We start from the raw sequence: 16,431 nt of genomic DNA on the forward strand, positions 1-16,431 counted from the left end.
TTTACTCTGTTGGGTCTTTGTTCTTTATACACTATAATTTATGCATGATCACTTAGTACACTGGTGGGAAAATCCCACTGCGCGATAATGCCATCTATTGACCCTGAGAAGCTGTCTAGTTGCGCCTTGGTCTCTTCAAAAAGCTGATTAAACGATAGCTCTTCAGCCTCAACCGCCGTATCCACACTAAGCAGTTCATGAATGTTTAATGCTTTTGCCTCACGCAAGGTTTCCATCGCATGACGCTGCTTATCCTCTAAAGCAACCACAAAAATATTACGTTTCATCATTATTCTCTCCGTGAATAAGGTCGTTCTCCTAATGCCGCATAATTAGCGTAAGACAGCTGGTAGTATTTATCCTTGATATGTTTAATTTAATAAAGTTCAATTCCGTATTTATTAGTTAACATGCTTATTAGATGCCTTTAAGATAATTGATCTTTGTTTTGTGACCTAGTGGGATTCAGTTTGTTTATAAACGTAGCGATTCTTTTCAAACCTACGTTGCCTGAAAAGAACGTACATCGGTGATCGGTGATATAAGCCAATGTAAAAATTAACAATTGTTAATTTTTTTGGCTAATGAAATTAGTAATGTTCTTTATCCAAGTAGGAAAAATAAATAATTCTTGTTTATGTTTTTAACGTTGACTATATTTTTTTCGCCTTTCACCTTTTTTGGCTGTATTAATATTTTACCTTTTGGTTATCATGCATAACCTTCGTCTAACTACAGGGAGTGTAGAAATGGATAAGGTAATAGCTGGAAACTATAATGTTATGGACAGAAAAAGCTTTAACAGCGGCGCTGATGATTTCGACGTTCCAGATTTTGATATAACCTTGGAAAATATTCTGGGCTTGTATGGGGAGTTGGAACATAAATCTATAGAAAGTTTATACGCAATGCGTAAAAAACCGGTCGAGTTAAAGAGAAATCAAAAAATGTTTTCTTTATGTGATGGTCGGGCAGATATATTTGTAGTGAAAGAAGGGTGGGCGAGCCTTTGTCATGCTTCTGATAAACGAAGTCAAGACATATGTAATGTATTTATGCCGGGCGATATAATAGGCATTCGGGACAGCTTCTTTGAAAATCACGACATTATTATATTAGCGCTTACTAACTGTAAGCTGGAGAAAGTATCGGTGGAAGATATACATGAGCTTTTCAAAACCGATATGAGCGTTAGAAAAGCAATAATGTCTTATATCATGGTCAACGACAATATTACCATTGAACGATTAAGAAGCTGTACGCACCACCGTTCTGAAGAGCGTGTTGCTCATTTTTTATTAGAAATTTATGCACGATTCTGCTTCAAAGGGATGTTGAAAACTAATATTTACGCATTTCCTATTACTCAAGATGTAGTAGGTGAGCTATTAGGCATTACTAGTGTCCATGTTAGCCGCTGCATGACGGCGCTGGAACAAAAGAAGTTTATTCGTAAAACGAGGAGTAGTATTAAGCTCCTTAAGCCGGAGGAAATGGCGGCAGCAACAGGTTTTGATAGTGAGTTTATTTATGGCCATGTCCGTATAGAGTAACGTTATATTCGTGCTTTAGTAGCCGTATATTACGGGCTTTTAATGAAAGAGTTACGATAGCTGATCAGTGAATCGTATTTTCTTTTGGCTGGTTTTGTTAAATTGTTGTCGTAGTTGGTCTTTTTTATTTGAATGTTGGTCGTTTAGCATGAAATTGCCACTTTCTAAAGCCTTCTCCACTGGAGAGGACTGTTGGCATGGCTTGGATAGCATGAAACCGCATGGTTGATTTGAATTGGGAAAGTGCGTTCAAGTCAGTGCTGACAATCCCTTAAAGCGTCAATGTGATGGCAAGAATGTTTTCCATCGCCACGGCCTAAGCATGGAAGATGGTCAGGCATTCAAATGGCGAAAGATGGTTTTTAATAGAGAAAGAAGAGATCTTGTTTCGAATTCGTACAAACTTAAAGCTTGTTATCTATAGGGTTGGTGTTTTCAGTAAACTTTGGAGGTATGTTATAAGTAATTGGCGAGTTTGATGAAATTTTAGCCCATTAAAGAAGGTTGAAGCGTTAATAATCGCTTAAGCGATGTTGGTTTAATCCACGTTATAAAGGCTATGTTCTGCCTTGCAGAGACGTATAAGTTAGCTACCTTGTTATGGCAATGACCTTGATCTGAAATTTAATCATACAAGGAGTGGATTAGATGACAGTCAGCAATCTATCTTTTCATAATGTGACTGCCCATAAGCATTACAGCGAGTTAGCGGATTCGCCCTCTTCGCAACATACGAAACTGTATGATCCCTATCCATCGCGCTTGGTACAACCTCCTCAAGCACTTTGGCAGGCGCGTCAGGACGCCGTTGTAAAAGGGCATCACCTGGCAGGGCCTTTAAGCGAAACTCAACTGGATGAATTTGAACGTAAAGGCTTTTTGTTTATCCCGAATTTGATTAGCGGTAGTGAGCTTGATGAGCTGCGTGCTGAGATGCAGGCACTTATGAATACGGATGCTTACCGTGATAAAGACTTCAGTATTACCGAGCCTGAAAGTAATGAAATTCGTTCACTGTTTGCGGTACACCACCTTTCAGAACGCTTGGGCGCGCTGGCCAGAGATGAGCGCGTGGCAGGCGCCGCTCGGCAGTTGATTGGTGATGATCCTTATGTGCATCAGTCACGCATTAACTACAAGCCGGGGTTCGCCGGTAAGGGCTTTAACTGGCACTCGGATTTTGAGACCTGGCATGCTGAGGATGGTATGCCCGGTATGCATGCAGTAAGTGCGTCCTTGATCCTGACCGATAATCACGAATTTAATGGCCCGCTGATGCTGATTCCTGGCTCGCACAAGAAGTTTGTGCCCTGCCAGGGGGAGACGCCAGTGGATAACCATAAGCGTTCGTTGAAAGCGCAGGAAGTGGGCGTACCAAGCCCAGAGGCGCTCACTGAACTGGTCGCTGAGCACGGTATTGAAGCGCCGAAAGGTAAGGCGGGTGGGCTATTGCTGTTTGATTGCAATACACTGCATGCCTCAAACGCTAACTTGTCGCCGGACCCGCGCAGTAACGTGTTCTTCGTCTTTAACCGCCCCGATAATCGCTGCCGCGAGCCGTATGCGGCCCCGCAGCAGCGTCCGGACTTTCTGGCCCATGACCCAGGCCAGGAGTGGCTAGTCGATAAGTGATTGGGAGGATGAACGATAACCTCGTATTGGGTTGTGGAACATACACATAGGTAGGGTAAACTGTTGCGTCTGTCGTTAAGAACGCGGCACGTATAATGAGAAGGAGAGTACCCGCCATGCGTCTTGTTCCACAATTTACCGACGGTCAGGCATTTCCCCATGCATTGGGCAAAGTCGTGTGTGTTGGCCGCAACTATGCTGATCACGCGAAAGAGCTGGATAATCCCGTTCCCAGCGAGCCACTGTTATTTATTAAGCCTGCGACAAGTGTCGTGGATATAGAGCAGCCGCTAAGCCCGCCTTTTTCTCAAGGCGATGTGCACTATGAAACCGAACTTGCCCTGTTAGTTGGGGAAACCCTCACCCACGCGACGCCGGATGAAGCTGAACGTGCGATTGTGGGTATTGGGTTAGCGCTCGATTTAACGCTACGCGATGTACAAACGAAGCTGAAAGAGAAAGGCCACCCGTGGGAAATCGCCAAGGGTTTTGATGGGTCGTGCCCGCTATCCAAGTTCCTGCCACTAAGCCGAGTACCTAACTGGAATGCACTGGCCTTTACGCTGGAGGTTGATGGTGAAGCGCGCCAGCATGGGGAAGGTGCGGATATGATCTTTGCGATTCCCTCGCTGGTTGCGGAAATGAGCCGTCATTTCACGCTTGAGCCGGGCGATGTCATTTTAACCGGCACCCCCGCTGGTGTCGGTGAGTTAACTCGAGGCACATCACTGCGCTTAACGCTGACCGGCGGCCTGGAAGTGACAACCTCTGTTGCTGAATAAGCCAGCGTTGCATAGTGAAAGCGCCCCTTGGTCTTCCAGGGGGGACGCTTTCTATTGGTGCTGAAAAGTAAGGAAAAAAAGTAAGGCGGTAGCGTTACTCTAAATACGTATAGCCTTCCAGCCCTTCATGCAGGCTTGCCGCAAAGCTTTCCTGCTCTTGCTCTGAGAAACCGCTATTGACGATCTGCTCGGTCAGCTTTTGCATAAGTACCTTGGCGTCAAAGTTGACGTAGGCCAGTACATCGGCAACGGTATCACCCGCCAGTGGGTTGGAAAGCACCCACTCTCCGTGCTCGTTTAATGCAGCGTCAACCGAGTCGGTATCGCCGAACAGGTTATGCAAGTCACCCAGAATTTCTTGATAAGCCCCCACCAGGAAAAAGCCTAGCCAGCGCTCATCTTCCGAGGGCCATTCGGGCAGGGGCAGGGTGCTTTCCACACCTTGTCCATCAACGTAGCTGTCGATACGTCCGTCTGAATCGCAGGTAATATCCTGAATGACAGCACGGCGCGTTGGGGTTTGATTCAACCCGCTTAATGGCAGCACCGGGAAGATCTGCTCAATGCCCCACACATCAGGCACCGACTGGAATAGCGAGAAGTTAACAAACAGCTTGTCAGCCAGCTTCTCGGCAAGCTCATCCATAATTTCGCGATGTGCACGATTGCGAGTATCCAACTGGCTGCGCAAACGCGCACAGGCTGCCAAATACAGGCGCTCGCCTTCGGCACGGGCATTGATATCGCTCAGGCCCAGCACAAACCTGTCCTGTAACTCGCTTACTGCCTGCAGGAGGTCGTGCCAAGCCTCGACCAGCATGCGCGGCTCCTGAGGCGTGGCAAGCTGGTCGAACACGCGCCACAGGGCATCAACCTGTATATCGTCCTGAGGCACCTTCTTGGGCGGCGTATCATCAATGCGCTCTTCGCCAATCACATTGGTAATAAGCACCGCGTGATGGGCCGTCAACGCTCGGCCCGATTCGCTGATTAAATGGGGCTGAGGTAGGTTGGACTCTTCGCACAGCTGAGCAAAGGCGCTCACGACGTTACGGGCATATTCGCGCATGGAGTAGTTGGCTGAGCAGTAACTGCGCGAGCGGGTGCCTTCGTAGTCAATACCCAGGCCGCCGCCCACATCGACCGTATCAATCGGTGCGCCAAGGGTAATCAGGTTCTGATAAAAACGGGCACACTCACGCAGGCCGCGCTGAATGTCGCGGATATTGGCGATCTGCGAACCCAGGTGGAAGTGCACCAGTTGCAGGCTTGCCAAGGCTTCCTGGGCGCGCAGTGTTTCCACGACCTCAAGAATCTGGCTGGCGGTCAGGCCGAATTTTGACTTTTCGCCGCCAGTATTTTGCCACTTGCCCTTGCCCACCGAGGCCAGGCGCGCACGCAGGCCAATACGCGGTGTAACCTCCAGCTCCCGCGCTTCTTCCATGATCATCGCAAGCTCGGAGAGCTTTTCCACTACCAGGTAAACACGGTGGCCAAGCTTCTCGCCCAGCAGGGCAAGACGCACGTACTCACGGTCCTTGTAACCGTTACACACGATCAGCGATGACCCACCGCCCGAGAGAGCAAGCACGGCAAGAAGCTCGGGCTTACTGCCCGCTTCCAGGCCTACTCGGCCATTACCGCGCTCGGAAGTCGCCAGAATTTCCTCGACCACGCGGCGCTGTTGGTTGACCTTGATGGGGTAAACCGCGGTGTAGCCGCCCTGGTAGTCAATATCACTCATGGCGGCATCAAAGGCGCCGCACAACTGTTCAACCCGGTCGTGCAGAATATCGCTAAAACGAACCAGAACAGGCAAGCGTAGGCCTGCCTCCTGCAACTGAATAACCAGCTCACGCAGGGGCAGGGTAGGGCCTTCGGCGTCGTTGCCCAAGGGACGCACCAGCGCTTGGCCGTGGTCGTCTACATCAAAGTAGCCGCTGCCCCATTGGTCGATATTCCATGTGCGGCGAGCACTTAGTGCTGACCCACTTTGCGTTGCACTCATAAGTCAGCCTCAGGAAGTGGTAAGGCACCATACGCAATGCGCGCGTTTAAGATGGTATGAAAACGCTCGGGGTCGTGAGGTGTTAAATCGTGAGCCGGTGGGTCAACGTAGACGACCAGTAGACGCGATAACCAATACCGTAGCGCCGTCATGCGCAGCATCATCGGCCATACGTCACGCTCATCGACGGTGAGCGGTCGGCGTGCCAAGTAAGCCCCCAGCAAGGCATTATAGCGCTCTGCATTGAGCGTGCCGTCTTCATTTGATGCCCAGTCGTTAATCACGATGGCGAGATCAAACAGTAGATCACCAGTACAGCCATTATAAAAATCAATGATGCCGCCAAGCTGGTCGCCATCGAACAGCGTATTGTCGCGAAACAGGTCACCATGGATAGCCCCTTGGGGCAGCTGGGCGCATTGACTGAAGGCGCTTTCAAAATCCTCGACTTCGTTTTTCATTAATGCCTGATCATCAGGACTTAAGTACGCCAATACTTTATGGTGCATGGCCTGTAGCCAGTGCAAGTCGCGGGGGTTCGGGCGATGGCCGGAGAAGTGCTGTGAGATCACATGCAAACGGCCCAGCGTATCGCCAAGCGCTTGGCATTGCGCCAGATTAGGGGCGACGGGATGACGGCCCGGCATACGCGGAAATAGCAGAGCCGGTTTATCTGCCAGGCTGTGCAGTGCGATGCCATCGCGGTCGTGAACCGGGCCTGGCACTGGCAAGCGGTGCTCATCCAGGTAGTCCAACAGGTCGACGAAGAACGGCAGCTCTTCATGTTCACCTTGTTCAAACAGGGTGAGCACCAGTTCACGGCGCTGCGTGGTAACAAAAAAAGTTGAATTTTCGGTGCCGCCCGCGACTCCTTGCAGAGACACAAAGCCACCAACATCAAAGTTGTCTAGAAACGTAGCGACCTGTGCGTCGCTAAGCGGGGTGAATACAGCCATGAAAGTCTCGCCCAGGTTGCTAAGCTGATTATTGTAGCGGCTTGCTGGCTGAGTTGGCAGCGTTGTTAAGCGCTTAGGCGTATTTGTATCCGCCAGTTTATTTCAGCCGCTGGCGCTTAGCGCGTATCATGAGCCTATACTTTTTTTGCAATGGATATTGGTTATGGCCCGTGCCCCGATCGTGCTCGTCGATGGTTCCTCGTACTTGTATCGTGCCTTCCACGCGCTGCCGCCGTTAACAACCTCTAATGGCCAACCGACGGGAGCCGTTAAGGGCGTGCTGAACATGCTCAAACGGCTCATAAAGGATTATCCGCAAAGCCCGATGGCGGTGGTGTTTGATGCGCCGGGAAAAACCTTCCGTGATGAGCTCTTTGAAGACTACAAGGCGCATCGCCCACCGATGCCGGATGATTTACGCAGCCAGGTCGCCCTACTGCATGCCTGCGTAAAGGCGCTTGGCTTGCCGCTTTTATGCATTGACGGCGTTGAGGCGGATGACGTGATAGGTACTCTGGCGCACCGTGCCACGCAGGCGGGTCGGGATGCAGTGATCTCCACCGGCGATAAAGATATGGCGCAGCTGGTGAATGCGCATATCACGCTGGTCAATACCATGAAAGATGAAACCCTGGATGAGGCCGGCGTGGAGGGCAAATTTGGTCTGCCGCCTTCTCTCATTATCGATTACCTCGCCTTGATGGGCGACAAGGTCGATAACATCCCGGGCGTGCCGGGCGTGGGCGAGAAAACCGCCTTGGGGCTGCTGCAAGGAATGGGCGGCGGGCTGGACACTATTTACGGGGATTTAGAGCGGGTTAAAACGCTCTCGTTTCGTGGGGCCAAAACGCTATCCCAAAAGCTTGAAGAGCACCGTGAACAGGCCTATCTCTCCTACCAGCTCGCCACCATCAAAGTCGACTGTGACCTGCCGGTTGGGCTGGATAATTTGGACATCGCCCATCCGGATCGCGAACAGCTGGTTTCGCTTTATAAAGAGCTTGAATTTAGACAGTGGCTGGCTGAACTGCTGGAGGGAAAAGATGAAGGCGTGGATGACGTAAAAGGCGGCGAACCGGTACCTGAAGATACTGAGGAAGCCGGTAATGCGCAGCCAGCCAGACGTCAAGAGCGCCAGGACCATGTCATCGTTGAGCAAAGCGAACTGGACGCTTGGCTCCAGCGCTTAAAAAGCGCCAAGCGGTTCTGTTTTGACCTGGAAACGACCAGCCTGAATTACATGGAAGCCGAAATTGTGGGAATTGGCTTGGCGCTTGATGCCGGTGAAGCGGCCTATATTCCGCTGGCCCACGACTATTTGGATGCTCCCGCTCAGTTGGATAGAGCCAAGGTTTTAGCTGCGCTTAAGCCGCTGCTTGAAGATCAAAAGACCATCAAAATTGGCCAGAACCTCAAGTACGATATTTCCGTATTGGCCAACTACGACATTATCGTTGCTGGAACGCTGGCCGATACCATGCTGGCCTCTTATGTATTGAATTCCACGGCTACGCGCCACGACATGGATTCGCTGGCACTTAAATACTTGGGCGAGAAAACCACCTCGTTTGAAGAGATCGCCGGTAAAGGCGCCAAGCAACTGACCTTTAACCAGATAGCGTTAGAGCAGGCAGCACCTTATGCCTGTGAAGACGTCGATATCACCCTGCGCTTGTACGATGTGTTGCGCCCGCAGGTAGACAAAGAGGGGCGCCTGGCCCAAGTGCTGGATCACCTGGAGCTGCCGCTGATCAAGGTGATTTCCCGCATTGAGCGTAACGGCGTGGCGATAGATGCCGAACGTCTACACGCGCAGAGCCAGCAGCTGGATAAGCGCATTCGTGAACTGGAAATTGAAGCATTTGACTTGGCTGGGCGTGAATTTAATCTGGGTTCGCCCAAGCAATTAGGCGAAATTCTGTTTAATGAGCTGAAGATTCCTGTTCTTAAGAAAACGCCTAAAGGCGCACCTTCAACGGCCGAAGCGGTGCTTGAGGAGCTGGCACTGGATTACCCGCTGCCCAAGGTAATCATGGAGCATCGCGGGCTTTCCAAGCTGAAGTCTACCTACACCGATAAGCTGCCGCGCTTGATTAACAAGGTAAATAACCGGGTACACACCAGTTACCATCAGGCGGTCACCGCCACCGGTCGTCTCTCTTCATCGGATCCGAACTTGCAGAACATTCCGATCCGTACCGAGGAGGGGCGCAAGATTCGCCAGGCATTTATTGCTCGGCCTGGCTATCGCATCGTCGCCGCCGACTACTCGCAAATTGAGCTGCGCATTATGGCGCACCTTTCAGAAGACAAGGGCCTGTTGGACGCGTTTGCCGAAAATCGCGATATTCACACGGCCACCGCCGCGGAAGTCTTCGGCACCGCGCTGGACAAAGTGTCCAGTGATCAGCGGCGCAGTGCTAAAGCGATTAACTTCGGGCTGATTTACGGTATGAGCGCGTGGGGCCTTGCGCGCCAGCTGCATATCGAGCGCAATCAGGCGCAAACTTATATCGACCGCTACTTTGACCGCTACCCTGGCGTGGCTCGCTATATGGACCGGATTCGCACCCAGGCAGCGGAAGATGGGTTTGTGGAAACCGTGCTGGGGCGCCGCCTGTACCTGCCGGAAATTCACTCGCAAAACCGCAACCGCCGTCAGGGTGCCGAGCGTACCGCGATCAACGCGCCCATGCAGGGCACCGCCGCGGATATCATCAAACAGGCTATGATCGACGTGGATGCCTGGCTTGCAGAGGGCGAATTCGATGCGCTGATGGTCATGCAAGTACACGATGAACTGGTATTCGAGGTGAAAGAAGAACAGGTGGAAGCGTTTATTGGTGAAGTGCAAACGCGTATGCAAGCCGCCGCCGAGCTTAAAGTCCCGCTTATTGTCGAAGCCGAAAGCGGGGTTAATTGGGATGAAGCGCATTAAAAAGTAAATAGTGCTCACATGAAAACGGCCCGCCAAATGGCGGGCCGTTTTGTGTGCGTGGGGAGGGCTTAGCGCCAGCCGACGCGGTCAAAAATACGAATGGCTTCGGGATTATTCTCACCCAGCACATTAATATTCAGTTCATCCTTTTTGAAGTCACCCCATGACTCTAATACCGGGTCTTTCTTGACACCGTCGACGACCGGGAACTCATAGTTACGCTCGGCGAAGATTTCCTGGGCGCCATCAGACGATAAGAACTCCAGGAATTTAATGCCGTTTTCAGGGTTTTGCGCATTGGCTACCAGGCCAGCACCGCCAACGTTAACGTGGGTGCCACGGTCGTTCTGGTTGGGGAAAATTACCCCCACCTTGCGCGCTGCTTCACGGTCAGACTCGCTGTCGGAATGGAGCATACGAACATAGTAGTAGTGGTTGGCAACGGCCAAGTCACACTCGCCACTGGCGACCCCAAGAATCTGGTCAGTATCGCCACCTTCCGGGTTGCGCGCCAGGTTGTTAACCACGCCCTGGGCCCACTCTTCTGCACCCTCTTCACCGTGATGCTCAATCATGGACGCTAACAATGACTGGTTATAGATGTTGTTGGAGGAGCGAATGCACAGCTGGCCTTCAAACCGAGGATCGGCTAAATCTTCGTAGCTTTCGATTTGGCTGGGGTCAACGTTGTCGCGGTTATAGAGGATTACCCGAGCGCGCTGGCTAAAGCCAAACCATAAATTGTCAGGGTGGCGCATTGACTCCGGCAGACGCTCGCTCAGTACCTCAGAATCCACGCTTTGGAACAGGCCATCCTGCTCGGCGCGCCATAAACGGCCCGCATCGACAGTCAGCATGACGTCGGCGGGGCTGGCAATGCCCTCACGCTGCATGCGCTCCATCAGTTGGTCGGAGTCGCCTTCCAGAACGTTCACTTCGATGCCCGTCTCGTCGGTGAACGCTTTATAAAGGATTTCATCCGAATCGTAGTGGCGGGCAGAGTAAATGTTAACCGCATCGGCAAGTGCTGTGCCTGATACAGCAGCGCCCGCAAAAATGGCGGCGATAGAGACTGAAAGACGTGTTGTTTTCATATAGTTAGCGTCCTAAATGATTATGAGAATAAGTTGCATTAAGTTTTAATATTGAATACTTTCGCAGTACCTGCGTCAAGGGAAAAAGAACAAGGTGTTCGTGGTTGTGCAACCCTGCGTGCATATCAAGCGAATGAAAAATACAATGGTGTTGATATTCAACGCAGCCTGCCGAGCAGCACGCCAAAAGTGCTGGCTAAGTGAGACGCTGGTTAAATGAGGTAATGGTGACATTATGGCAGTAACCGTATCAGTTCCCGATAACGCCACGCTACAGGCTCTTTCGCTACACGATGTCCACCATACGTATGCGGCAAACCAGGTGGTGAAGGGGGTCTCGTTAGAGATTTCCCCTGGAGAAGTCGTGTGCCTGCTGGGGCCATCGGGATGCGGTAAAACCACGCTATTACGTATTGCCGCAGGGCTGGAAGTCCTTCAGCAAGGAAGCGTTAGCCTGGAAGGGCAGGCCGTCGCATTACCTGGCCAGCGTCATCTTCCGCCGGAAAAGCGTAACGTCGGCCTAGCATTTCAGGACTCGGCGCTTTTTCCTCACTTAAGTGTGCTGGAAAACGTCACCTTTGGGCTCAAACAGATGCCTGTGCGCCAGCGTCGTGAGCGCGCGGTCGAGCTGTTGACTCAGTTGGGGATGGCGGATTACATCGATACCTACCCGCATATGCTGTCTGGCGGGCAACAGCAGCGCGTCGCCTTGGCCCGCGCGCTGGCACCCACGCCCAAACTGATGCTGCTCGACGAACCCTTTTCAAGCCTGGATGCACGGCTGCGTGATCGTATTCGCGACGATACGCTGCACGTGCTGAAAAAACTGGGGTCGGCCACGTTATTGGTAACCCACGACCCGGAAGAAGCCATGTTTATGGCTGACCGAATTGCCCTCATGCGCGATGGCCGAATTATTCAAACGGGCACGCCGCGTGAGCTTTACTGCACGCCAGTCGACCCGTTTGTGGTGACCTTTTTTGGTGAAGTAAATGAACTCAGTGGCACGGTAAAGGGTGGCCGTGTACAAACTCCGGTAGGTGAAATAGATGCCAGCTGGCTGCCCGAAGGCAGTAAGGCGCGGATTATGATTCGCCCTGAGGCGTTGCGGCTTCAGGAACGCGGCTTGCCCGCAGCCGCCCACCGCCATAGCCATGTCGTCATGGCAAAGCTGCTGGGGCGTTCCAGCCTCATTCATTTGTGCGCCCACGGGGCTGATGGTCAAGAGGCGCATCTACATGCCCGTGTGCCCGGCGTTTTTCTACCCCAGGAGGGCCAGCCGATTGATATCGACCTGGACCACTCTCAGGTGTTTGTTTTTCAGGATGAAGCCTAGGTAGACTTATTGAGCATGGCTGCCGGGCCGCGCCCGGCGCATGGCCAGGCTAAGCAGAATCACCGGCAAGATGCCGACCACCACAATAGCCAGCGACGCGGTGGAGGCCTCAGCCAAGCGCTCATCAGATGCCAGGCTATAAGCACGCACCGCCAGGGTGTCGAAGTTGAACGGCCGTAGGATAATCGTCGCGGGCAGCTCCTTCATTACATCCACAAACACGAGAATTCCGGCGGCCAGCAGGCTGCTACGCATCAGCGGCGTATGAATACGGCGCAGCGTGCCACCTGCGGTTTGGCCCAAAGTGCGCGAGGCGGCGTCCATATTGGGGGTAACTTTGCCCAGGCTTGCCTCAACCGCATTAAATGACACGGCCAAAAAGCGCACGACATAGGCATAAATTAAAATAAACGCCGAGCCGCTAAACACCAGGCCGATAATTTTTCCGTAGTGGGCGTGTAGCCACGTATTCAGCGTGCTATCCAGCCAGGCAAAGGGAATCAAGATACCTACCGCGACCACCGAGCCGGGAATGGCATAGCCCATCGCGGCGATTCGGGTAAATAGCCGGGCCCCGGGCGAGTTATGCAGCCTGACGCCATAGCTCAACAGCACGGCAAGACCTACGGCAATCAATGCTGCTACCGTGGCAAGGCTTAGGCTATTAGTGGCGAAGCGGATAAAGCGCGTGCCCAGAAGGGCGTCGCCTTGATGGATGGCGAGGTTCAGCAAAATACCGCTCGGCAATAAAAAACCAATCACAATAGGCAACAAACAGGCGAGCGTTGCGCCGAGGGCGCGCCAACCGTGCAGGCGATACTCAGGCAACTGCTGGTAGCGGTTGGTGGTATGAAAATAGCGCCGCTTCCCGCGCGAGAAGCGCTCCAGCAGCACCAGCACAATCACAAACGTCAGCAGGCAGGCGGCTAGCTGAGCGGCTGCCACGGGCTCGCCCAGCCCAAACCAGGTGCGATAGATGCCGGTGGTAAAGGTATCCACACCAAAAAACTGCACCGCGCCAAATTCGTTGAGGGTTTCCATCAGCACCAGCGAAACGCCGCCCACTAGGGCGGGGCGCGCCAGAGGTAGGGCAACGCTTGCAAACAGATGCCAAGGGCCACGACCCAGAGTACGCCCTACATCGAGTACGCATACCGATTGCTCAAGAAAGGAGGCACGTGCAAGCAGATATACGTAGGGATACAGCACAAACGTAATCAGCGTTGCGGCGCCGCCTAGCGAGCGTACATTGGGGAAGTAGTAGTCGCCATACTGCCAGTTAAACCATCCTCGAAGCGCACTCTGTAGCGGCCCTGCCACCTGCAAAAAATCCGTGTAAGCGTAGGCGATAACATAGGTCGGCACCGCCAGCGGCAATAAAAGCGCCCATTCAAAGATTCGTTTGCCTGGAAAGCGACACATCACCACCAGCCAAGCGCTACCGGCGCCCAGGATTAACGTACCCAGCCCCACCCAGAGCACAAGCCAAAAGGTATTCGACAGATAGCGGCTCAAGACGGTGCTCGCCAAGTGCTGCCAGACGCCTTCAGTCGGCACAAAGATATAGCTCAAGACGACCAGAATCGGCAGTGCCACCGTCAGCGCAATCAAGAACAGCGCACATGACCAGGGTGTGAGTGATAGCCTAAAGCGGGATATACCGTCAGCGAGTAGCGCCAATCGTGAACGGCGAGCGGGAATGGGCACGTCGTTGTCTCCTAAGACGAGGCTGGCAGGCTGACTCGTCAATGCGAAAAAATAACAGCTGTAAATAGTATCACTTGGGTAGTGTGGCTGCAGCTATCTCCGCGCCCAACCGCTCGTTAAGGGATTCAGCACTCCGTTTAGCCAATGAGTGTTGTGCAAAGGGGAAAAACGGCGAAAATAGACCTACTTTTCGAGCTGTATTTTAAGCAATAACGCGTGTCAGGAGTCTTGATGCCAGGGTTATCACCACCAAGCGGGCTGGCGGAAACGTTAGGCATGGCTAGTGAGCGGCCAGTTCAAACGCTAGTTGCCCATTCCAAGCGGCTGGAGAGGAGGCGTTGGCGTCAACTGGTATGGCTAACCGGTAGGCCGTGCGAATGCCGTGCCCACGCGCATCGACTGTGGCAGGCTACTAACTGGATAGCTCCCTTATGGGTTGCTCATCAGGCCGATGATGTGCCCGTTGAGCCTTGGATAACGCCCCGTAAGGCGCGCACGCGTTTAGGTGCAGAGCATCAGCTCATCGTGCTGGATGCCAGTGGCGAGGCGGGCTTTGATCCTGACGCGCTAGGCGCGCTGGCAGGCACGTTGATAGCGGGCGGCTTGCTGGTGCTTATTACTCCCAAGCCTTGGGGCCGTCATCCGGATCCGGATTACGCGCGCTTTGCTGACCACCCTTGGCACTGGGAGCAGTTAACGTCTCACTATCTGTCGCGATTGGCTCGCCTGCTTCATGAGCGTACAGATGTCATCACTTGGCATGCCTACGGAATGCCAGCGCTTCCCCGTTTACCCGCCAGCACGAATTGTCCACAGAGCGTTAGCGATAGCGCGTGCCTCACGGCGGATCAATCGGCTATCGTTGCCCAGCTTGTACGTTTAAAGCGCCGCCGCCCGGTGGTGATTACCGCTGATCGCGGGCGGGGAAAAAGTGCCGCGCTTGGGATCGCTTGCGCACGCCTTTTAGAAAACGGAACCTCGAATATCATTGTGACGGCTCCCAGGTTAAGCGCCGTGGAGAGTCTGTTCGCTCGGCTTGAAGCCCTGTGCCCTGACGGAGCGCGCATCGCCCCAGGACGTTTTCAACTCGCAGATAACCGCGAGCTGAGCTTTTTGCCCCCGGATGTACTTACCGAGCAGGTTGCGGCCAAACAGTTGGGAGGTGATGGCAGCTATTTAATGGTGGATGAAGCCGCGGCGATTCCTGCTGCCTTGTTGGGTCAGTGGCTGGCGGCGTTTCCACGTATTGCGTTTGCGACCACCGTTGATGGCTACGAAGGTTCGGGGCGAGGGTTTGCCTTGCGCTTTAAAGACGTATTGACCCGGCTGACGCCGCAATGGAAAGCCTTGACGCTGGACACCCCCATCCGTTGGAATGCCGGTGATCCTCTTGAAGCTGCAATAAACCGGTTGCTGCTACTTAAAGCGCCGCTGCCAGCCTTAGGGAAACGTGATGATCTCGCCAGCCGATCATATACACTTGAGCGTGCCTGCCTTGCCCAGGATGAAGCTGCTCTTGAAGCGCTGTTTGGCCTGCTGGTGCAGTCTCACTACCGAACCTCTCCAGGTGACGTGCGTCAGCTGTTAGACGGGCCAGGAACCACGCTGCGTCTACTGGGGCAAAAAAATGTACCTCAGGCGGTTTTGGTGGTGCGAGAAGAGGGCGGCTTTGATGCCACGCTTGCCGAGCAGGTCGCACGGGGCGAGCGCCGCCCGCAAGGGCATTTGATGGCGCAGTCGCTGGCCGCCCACATGGGCAGCCGTACAGCACTGACCGCCCGCTGGCGGCGTGTCGTGCGTATCGCCACTCATCCAGACCGCCGCCGGGAAGGCCTGGGGCAACAGCTTATTGCCGAGGATGTTCAGGAGGCCACGCAGCAAGGCATTGCGCTTTATGGCGCCACCTTCGGCGCCGAAGCGTCGCTACTGCGCTTCTGGCTTGCTCAAGGGTTTCAGCCCGTGCGGCTAGGCATCACCCGTGAAGCGGCTACCGGGGAATTTGCGGTGATGGTTGCCAAGGCGCTGAACGTTGAGGGGCGCGCGGTACTGCGTTCGTTAACGGCAGGGTTCAGCGCTGCATTACCCAGCTTGCTGGCGTTTGAATTAACCATGCTGCCCGCCGAGGTAGTCACACTATTACTACGCGGACTGCCTTCTACACCGCTAACCGCAAAGGAGCGCCAAGCCATCAACGATGTCGCCTATGCGCATCGTGACCCGGCGCTGGCGCGGCCTGCGCTACAAGCGCTGGCGCGAGAAGCCAGCCACGTGCCCTCATCAGGCATGGCAACCGCGCATCACCAACTGGCGGCGTGGGCCTTTCAAAATCAGCCTTTAGCCGCCGCGCATAATGAGTCCGTTCGTGCACTACGCCAAGCGGTGGGGCAAGTGGCATCAATGCATGCTTTTCCCTCGTCGCCTTGAG

At 53.4% G+C, this 16,431-nt stretch carries 11 protein-coding genes; 6 read left to right on the plus strand and 5 right to left on the minus strand.

Annotated features, from left to right (window positions below):
• Positions 1–38 precede the first annotated feature (38 nt).
• Positions 39–290 (minus strand): hypothetical protein, encoded by a 252-nt coding sequence (locus tag CZ787_RS02465; protein WP_176372162.1) that lies wholly within the window; start codon positions 288–290, stop codon positions 39–41.
• Between the two features lie 459 nt (positions 291–749).
• On the opposite strand from CZ787_RS02465, the gene CZ787_RS02470 reads away from it, so the two are divergent.
• The 3 genes from CZ787_RS02470 to CZ787_RS02480 all read left to right on the plus strand — a co-directional run bounded on the left by CZ787_RS02470 (position 750) and on the right by CZ787_RS02480 (position 3,967).
• Complete coding sequence (locus tag CZ787_RS02470) at positions 750–1,553, plus strand: Crp/Fnr family transcriptional regulator (RefSeq protein ID WP_087105826.1); 804 nt, start codon at positions 750–752, stop codon at positions 1,551–1,553.
• A gap of 648 nt (positions 1,554–2,201) precedes the next feature.
• Complete coding sequence (gene thpD, locus CZ787_RS02475; RefSeq protein WP_087105828.1) at positions 2,202–3,185, plus strand: ectoine hydroxylase; 984 nt, start codon at positions 2,202–2,204, stop codon at positions 3,183–3,185.
• A gap of 116 nt (positions 3,186–3,301) precedes the next feature.
• Positions 3,302–3,967 (plus strand): fumarylacetoacetate hydrolase family protein, encoded by a 666-nt coding sequence (locus CZ787_RS02480; RefSeq protein ID WP_087105830.1) that lies wholly within the window; start codon positions 3,302–3,304, stop codon positions 3,965–3,967.
• Between the two features lie 94 nt (positions 3,968–4,061).
• On the opposite strand, the gene speA is transcribed toward CZ787_RS02480, so the two are convergent.
• Together speA and CZ787_RS02490 are read right to left on the minus strand one after the other, a co-directional pair.
• Complete coding sequence (gene speA / locus CZ787_RS02485; RefSeq protein ID WP_087105831.1) at positions 4,062–5,975, minus strand: biosynthetic arginine decarboxylase; 1,914 nt, start codon at positions 5,973–5,975, stop codon at positions 4,062–4,064.
• On the minus strand, positions 5,972–6,931 hold the full coding sequence (locus CZ787_RS02490; protein WP_087105834.1) for a homoserine kinase: 960 nt from the start codon (positions 6,929–6,931) through the stop codon (positions 5,972–5,974). Before CZ787_RS02490 ends, speA begins: the two co-directional genes overlap by 4 nt.
• A gap of 163 nt (positions 6,932–7,094) precedes the next feature.
• Here CZ787_RS02490 and polA point away from each other — a divergent pair, with 163 nt between their 5' ends.
• Positions 7,095–9,869, plus strand: coding sequence for a DNA polymerase I (polA, locus tag CZ787_RS02495; protein ID WP_087105835.1), 2,775 nt, complete (start codon positions 7,095–7,097; stop codon positions 9,867–9,869).
• Positions 9,870–9,937: 68 nt separating this feature from the next.
• Here polA and CZ787_RS02500 read toward each other — a convergent pair whose 3' ends face one another.
• The gene (locus CZ787_RS02500; protein WP_087105837.1) at positions 9,938–10,963 is read right to left on the minus strand and encodes a Fe(3+) ABC transporter substrate-binding protein; all 1,026 of its coding nucleotides are present in this window, start codon (positions 10,961–10,963) and stop codon (positions 9,938–9,940) included.
• A 235-nt stretch (positions 10,964–11,198) separates the two neighbouring features.
• Here CZ787_RS02500 and CZ787_RS02505 point away from each other — a divergent pair, with 235 nt between their 5' ends.
• Positions 11,199–12,299: an ABC transporter ATP-binding protein gene (locus CZ787_RS02505; RefSeq protein WP_087105839.1), complete on the plus strand. Its 1,101-nt coding sequence runs from the start codon at positions 11,199–11,201 to the stop codon at positions 12,297–12,299.
• 6 nt (positions 12,300–12,305) lie between these two features.
• On the opposite strand, the gene CZ787_RS02510 is transcribed toward CZ787_RS02505, so the two are convergent.
• Complete coding sequence (locus tag CZ787_RS02510) at positions 12,306–14,006, minus strand: ABC transporter permease (protein WP_087105841.1); 1,701 nt, start codon at positions 14,004–14,006, stop codon at positions 12,306–12,308.
• A gap of 231 nt (positions 14,007–14,237) precedes the next feature.
• Between CZ787_RS02510 and CZ787_RS02515 the strand changes: the two genes are divergently transcribed.
• Positions 14,238–16,430 carry a tRNA(Met) cytidine acetyltransferase TmcA gene (locus CZ787_RS02515; protein ID WP_328514763.1) on the plus strand — a complete coding sequence of 731 codons (2,193 nt, stop codon included), beginning with the start codon at positions 14,238–14,240 and terminating at the stop codon, positions 16,428–16,430.
• Position 16,431 lies beyond the last annotated feature (1 nt).

The sequence above is a fragment of the Halomonas citrativorans genome, from assembly GCF_900163645.1.
Classification (GTDB): Bacteria; Pseudomonadota; Gammaproteobacteria; order Pseudomonadales; family Halomonadaceae; genus Vreelandella; species Vreelandella citrativorans.

Coding starts and splice junctions, on each gene's coding strand:
- CZ787_RS02490 (WP_087105834.1), bottom strand. CDS start 6,931: ATGGCTGTATTCACCCCGCTTAGCGACGCACAGGTCGCTACGTTTCTA.
- CZ787_RS02500 (WP_087105837.1), bottom strand. CDS start 10,963: ATGAAAACAACACGTCTTTCAGTCTCTATCGCCGCCATTTTTGCGGGC.
- CZ787_RS02470 (WP_087105826.1), top strand. CDS start 750: ATGGATAAGGTAATAGCTGGAAACTATAATGTTATGGACAGAAAAAGC.
- speA (WP_087105831.1), bottom strand. CDS start 5,975: ATGAGTGCAACGCAAAGTGGGTCAGCACTAAGTGCTCGCCGCACATGG.
- thpD (WP_087105828.1), top strand. CDS start 2,202: ATGACAGTCAGCAATCTATCTTTTCATAATGTGACTGCCCATAAGCAT.
- CZ787_RS02465 (WP_176372162.1), bottom strand. CDS start 290: ATGATGAAACGTAATATTTTTGTGGTTGCTTTAGAGGATAAGCAGCGT.
- CZ787_RS02505 (WP_087105839.1), top strand. CDS start 11,199: ATGGCAGTAACCGTATCAGTTCCCGATAACGCCACGCTACAGGCTCTT.
- polA (WP_087105835.1), top strand. CDS start 7,095: ATGGCCCGTGCCCCGATCGTGCTCGTCGATGGTTCCTCGTACTTGTAT.
- CZ787_RS02515 (WP_328514763.1), top strand. CDS start 14,238: ATGCCAGGGTTATCACCACCAAGCGGGCTGGCGGAAACGTTAGGCATG.
- CZ787_RS02480 (WP_087105830.1), top strand. CDS start 3,302: ATGCGTCTTGTTCCACAATTTACCGACGGTCAGGCATTTCCCCATGCA.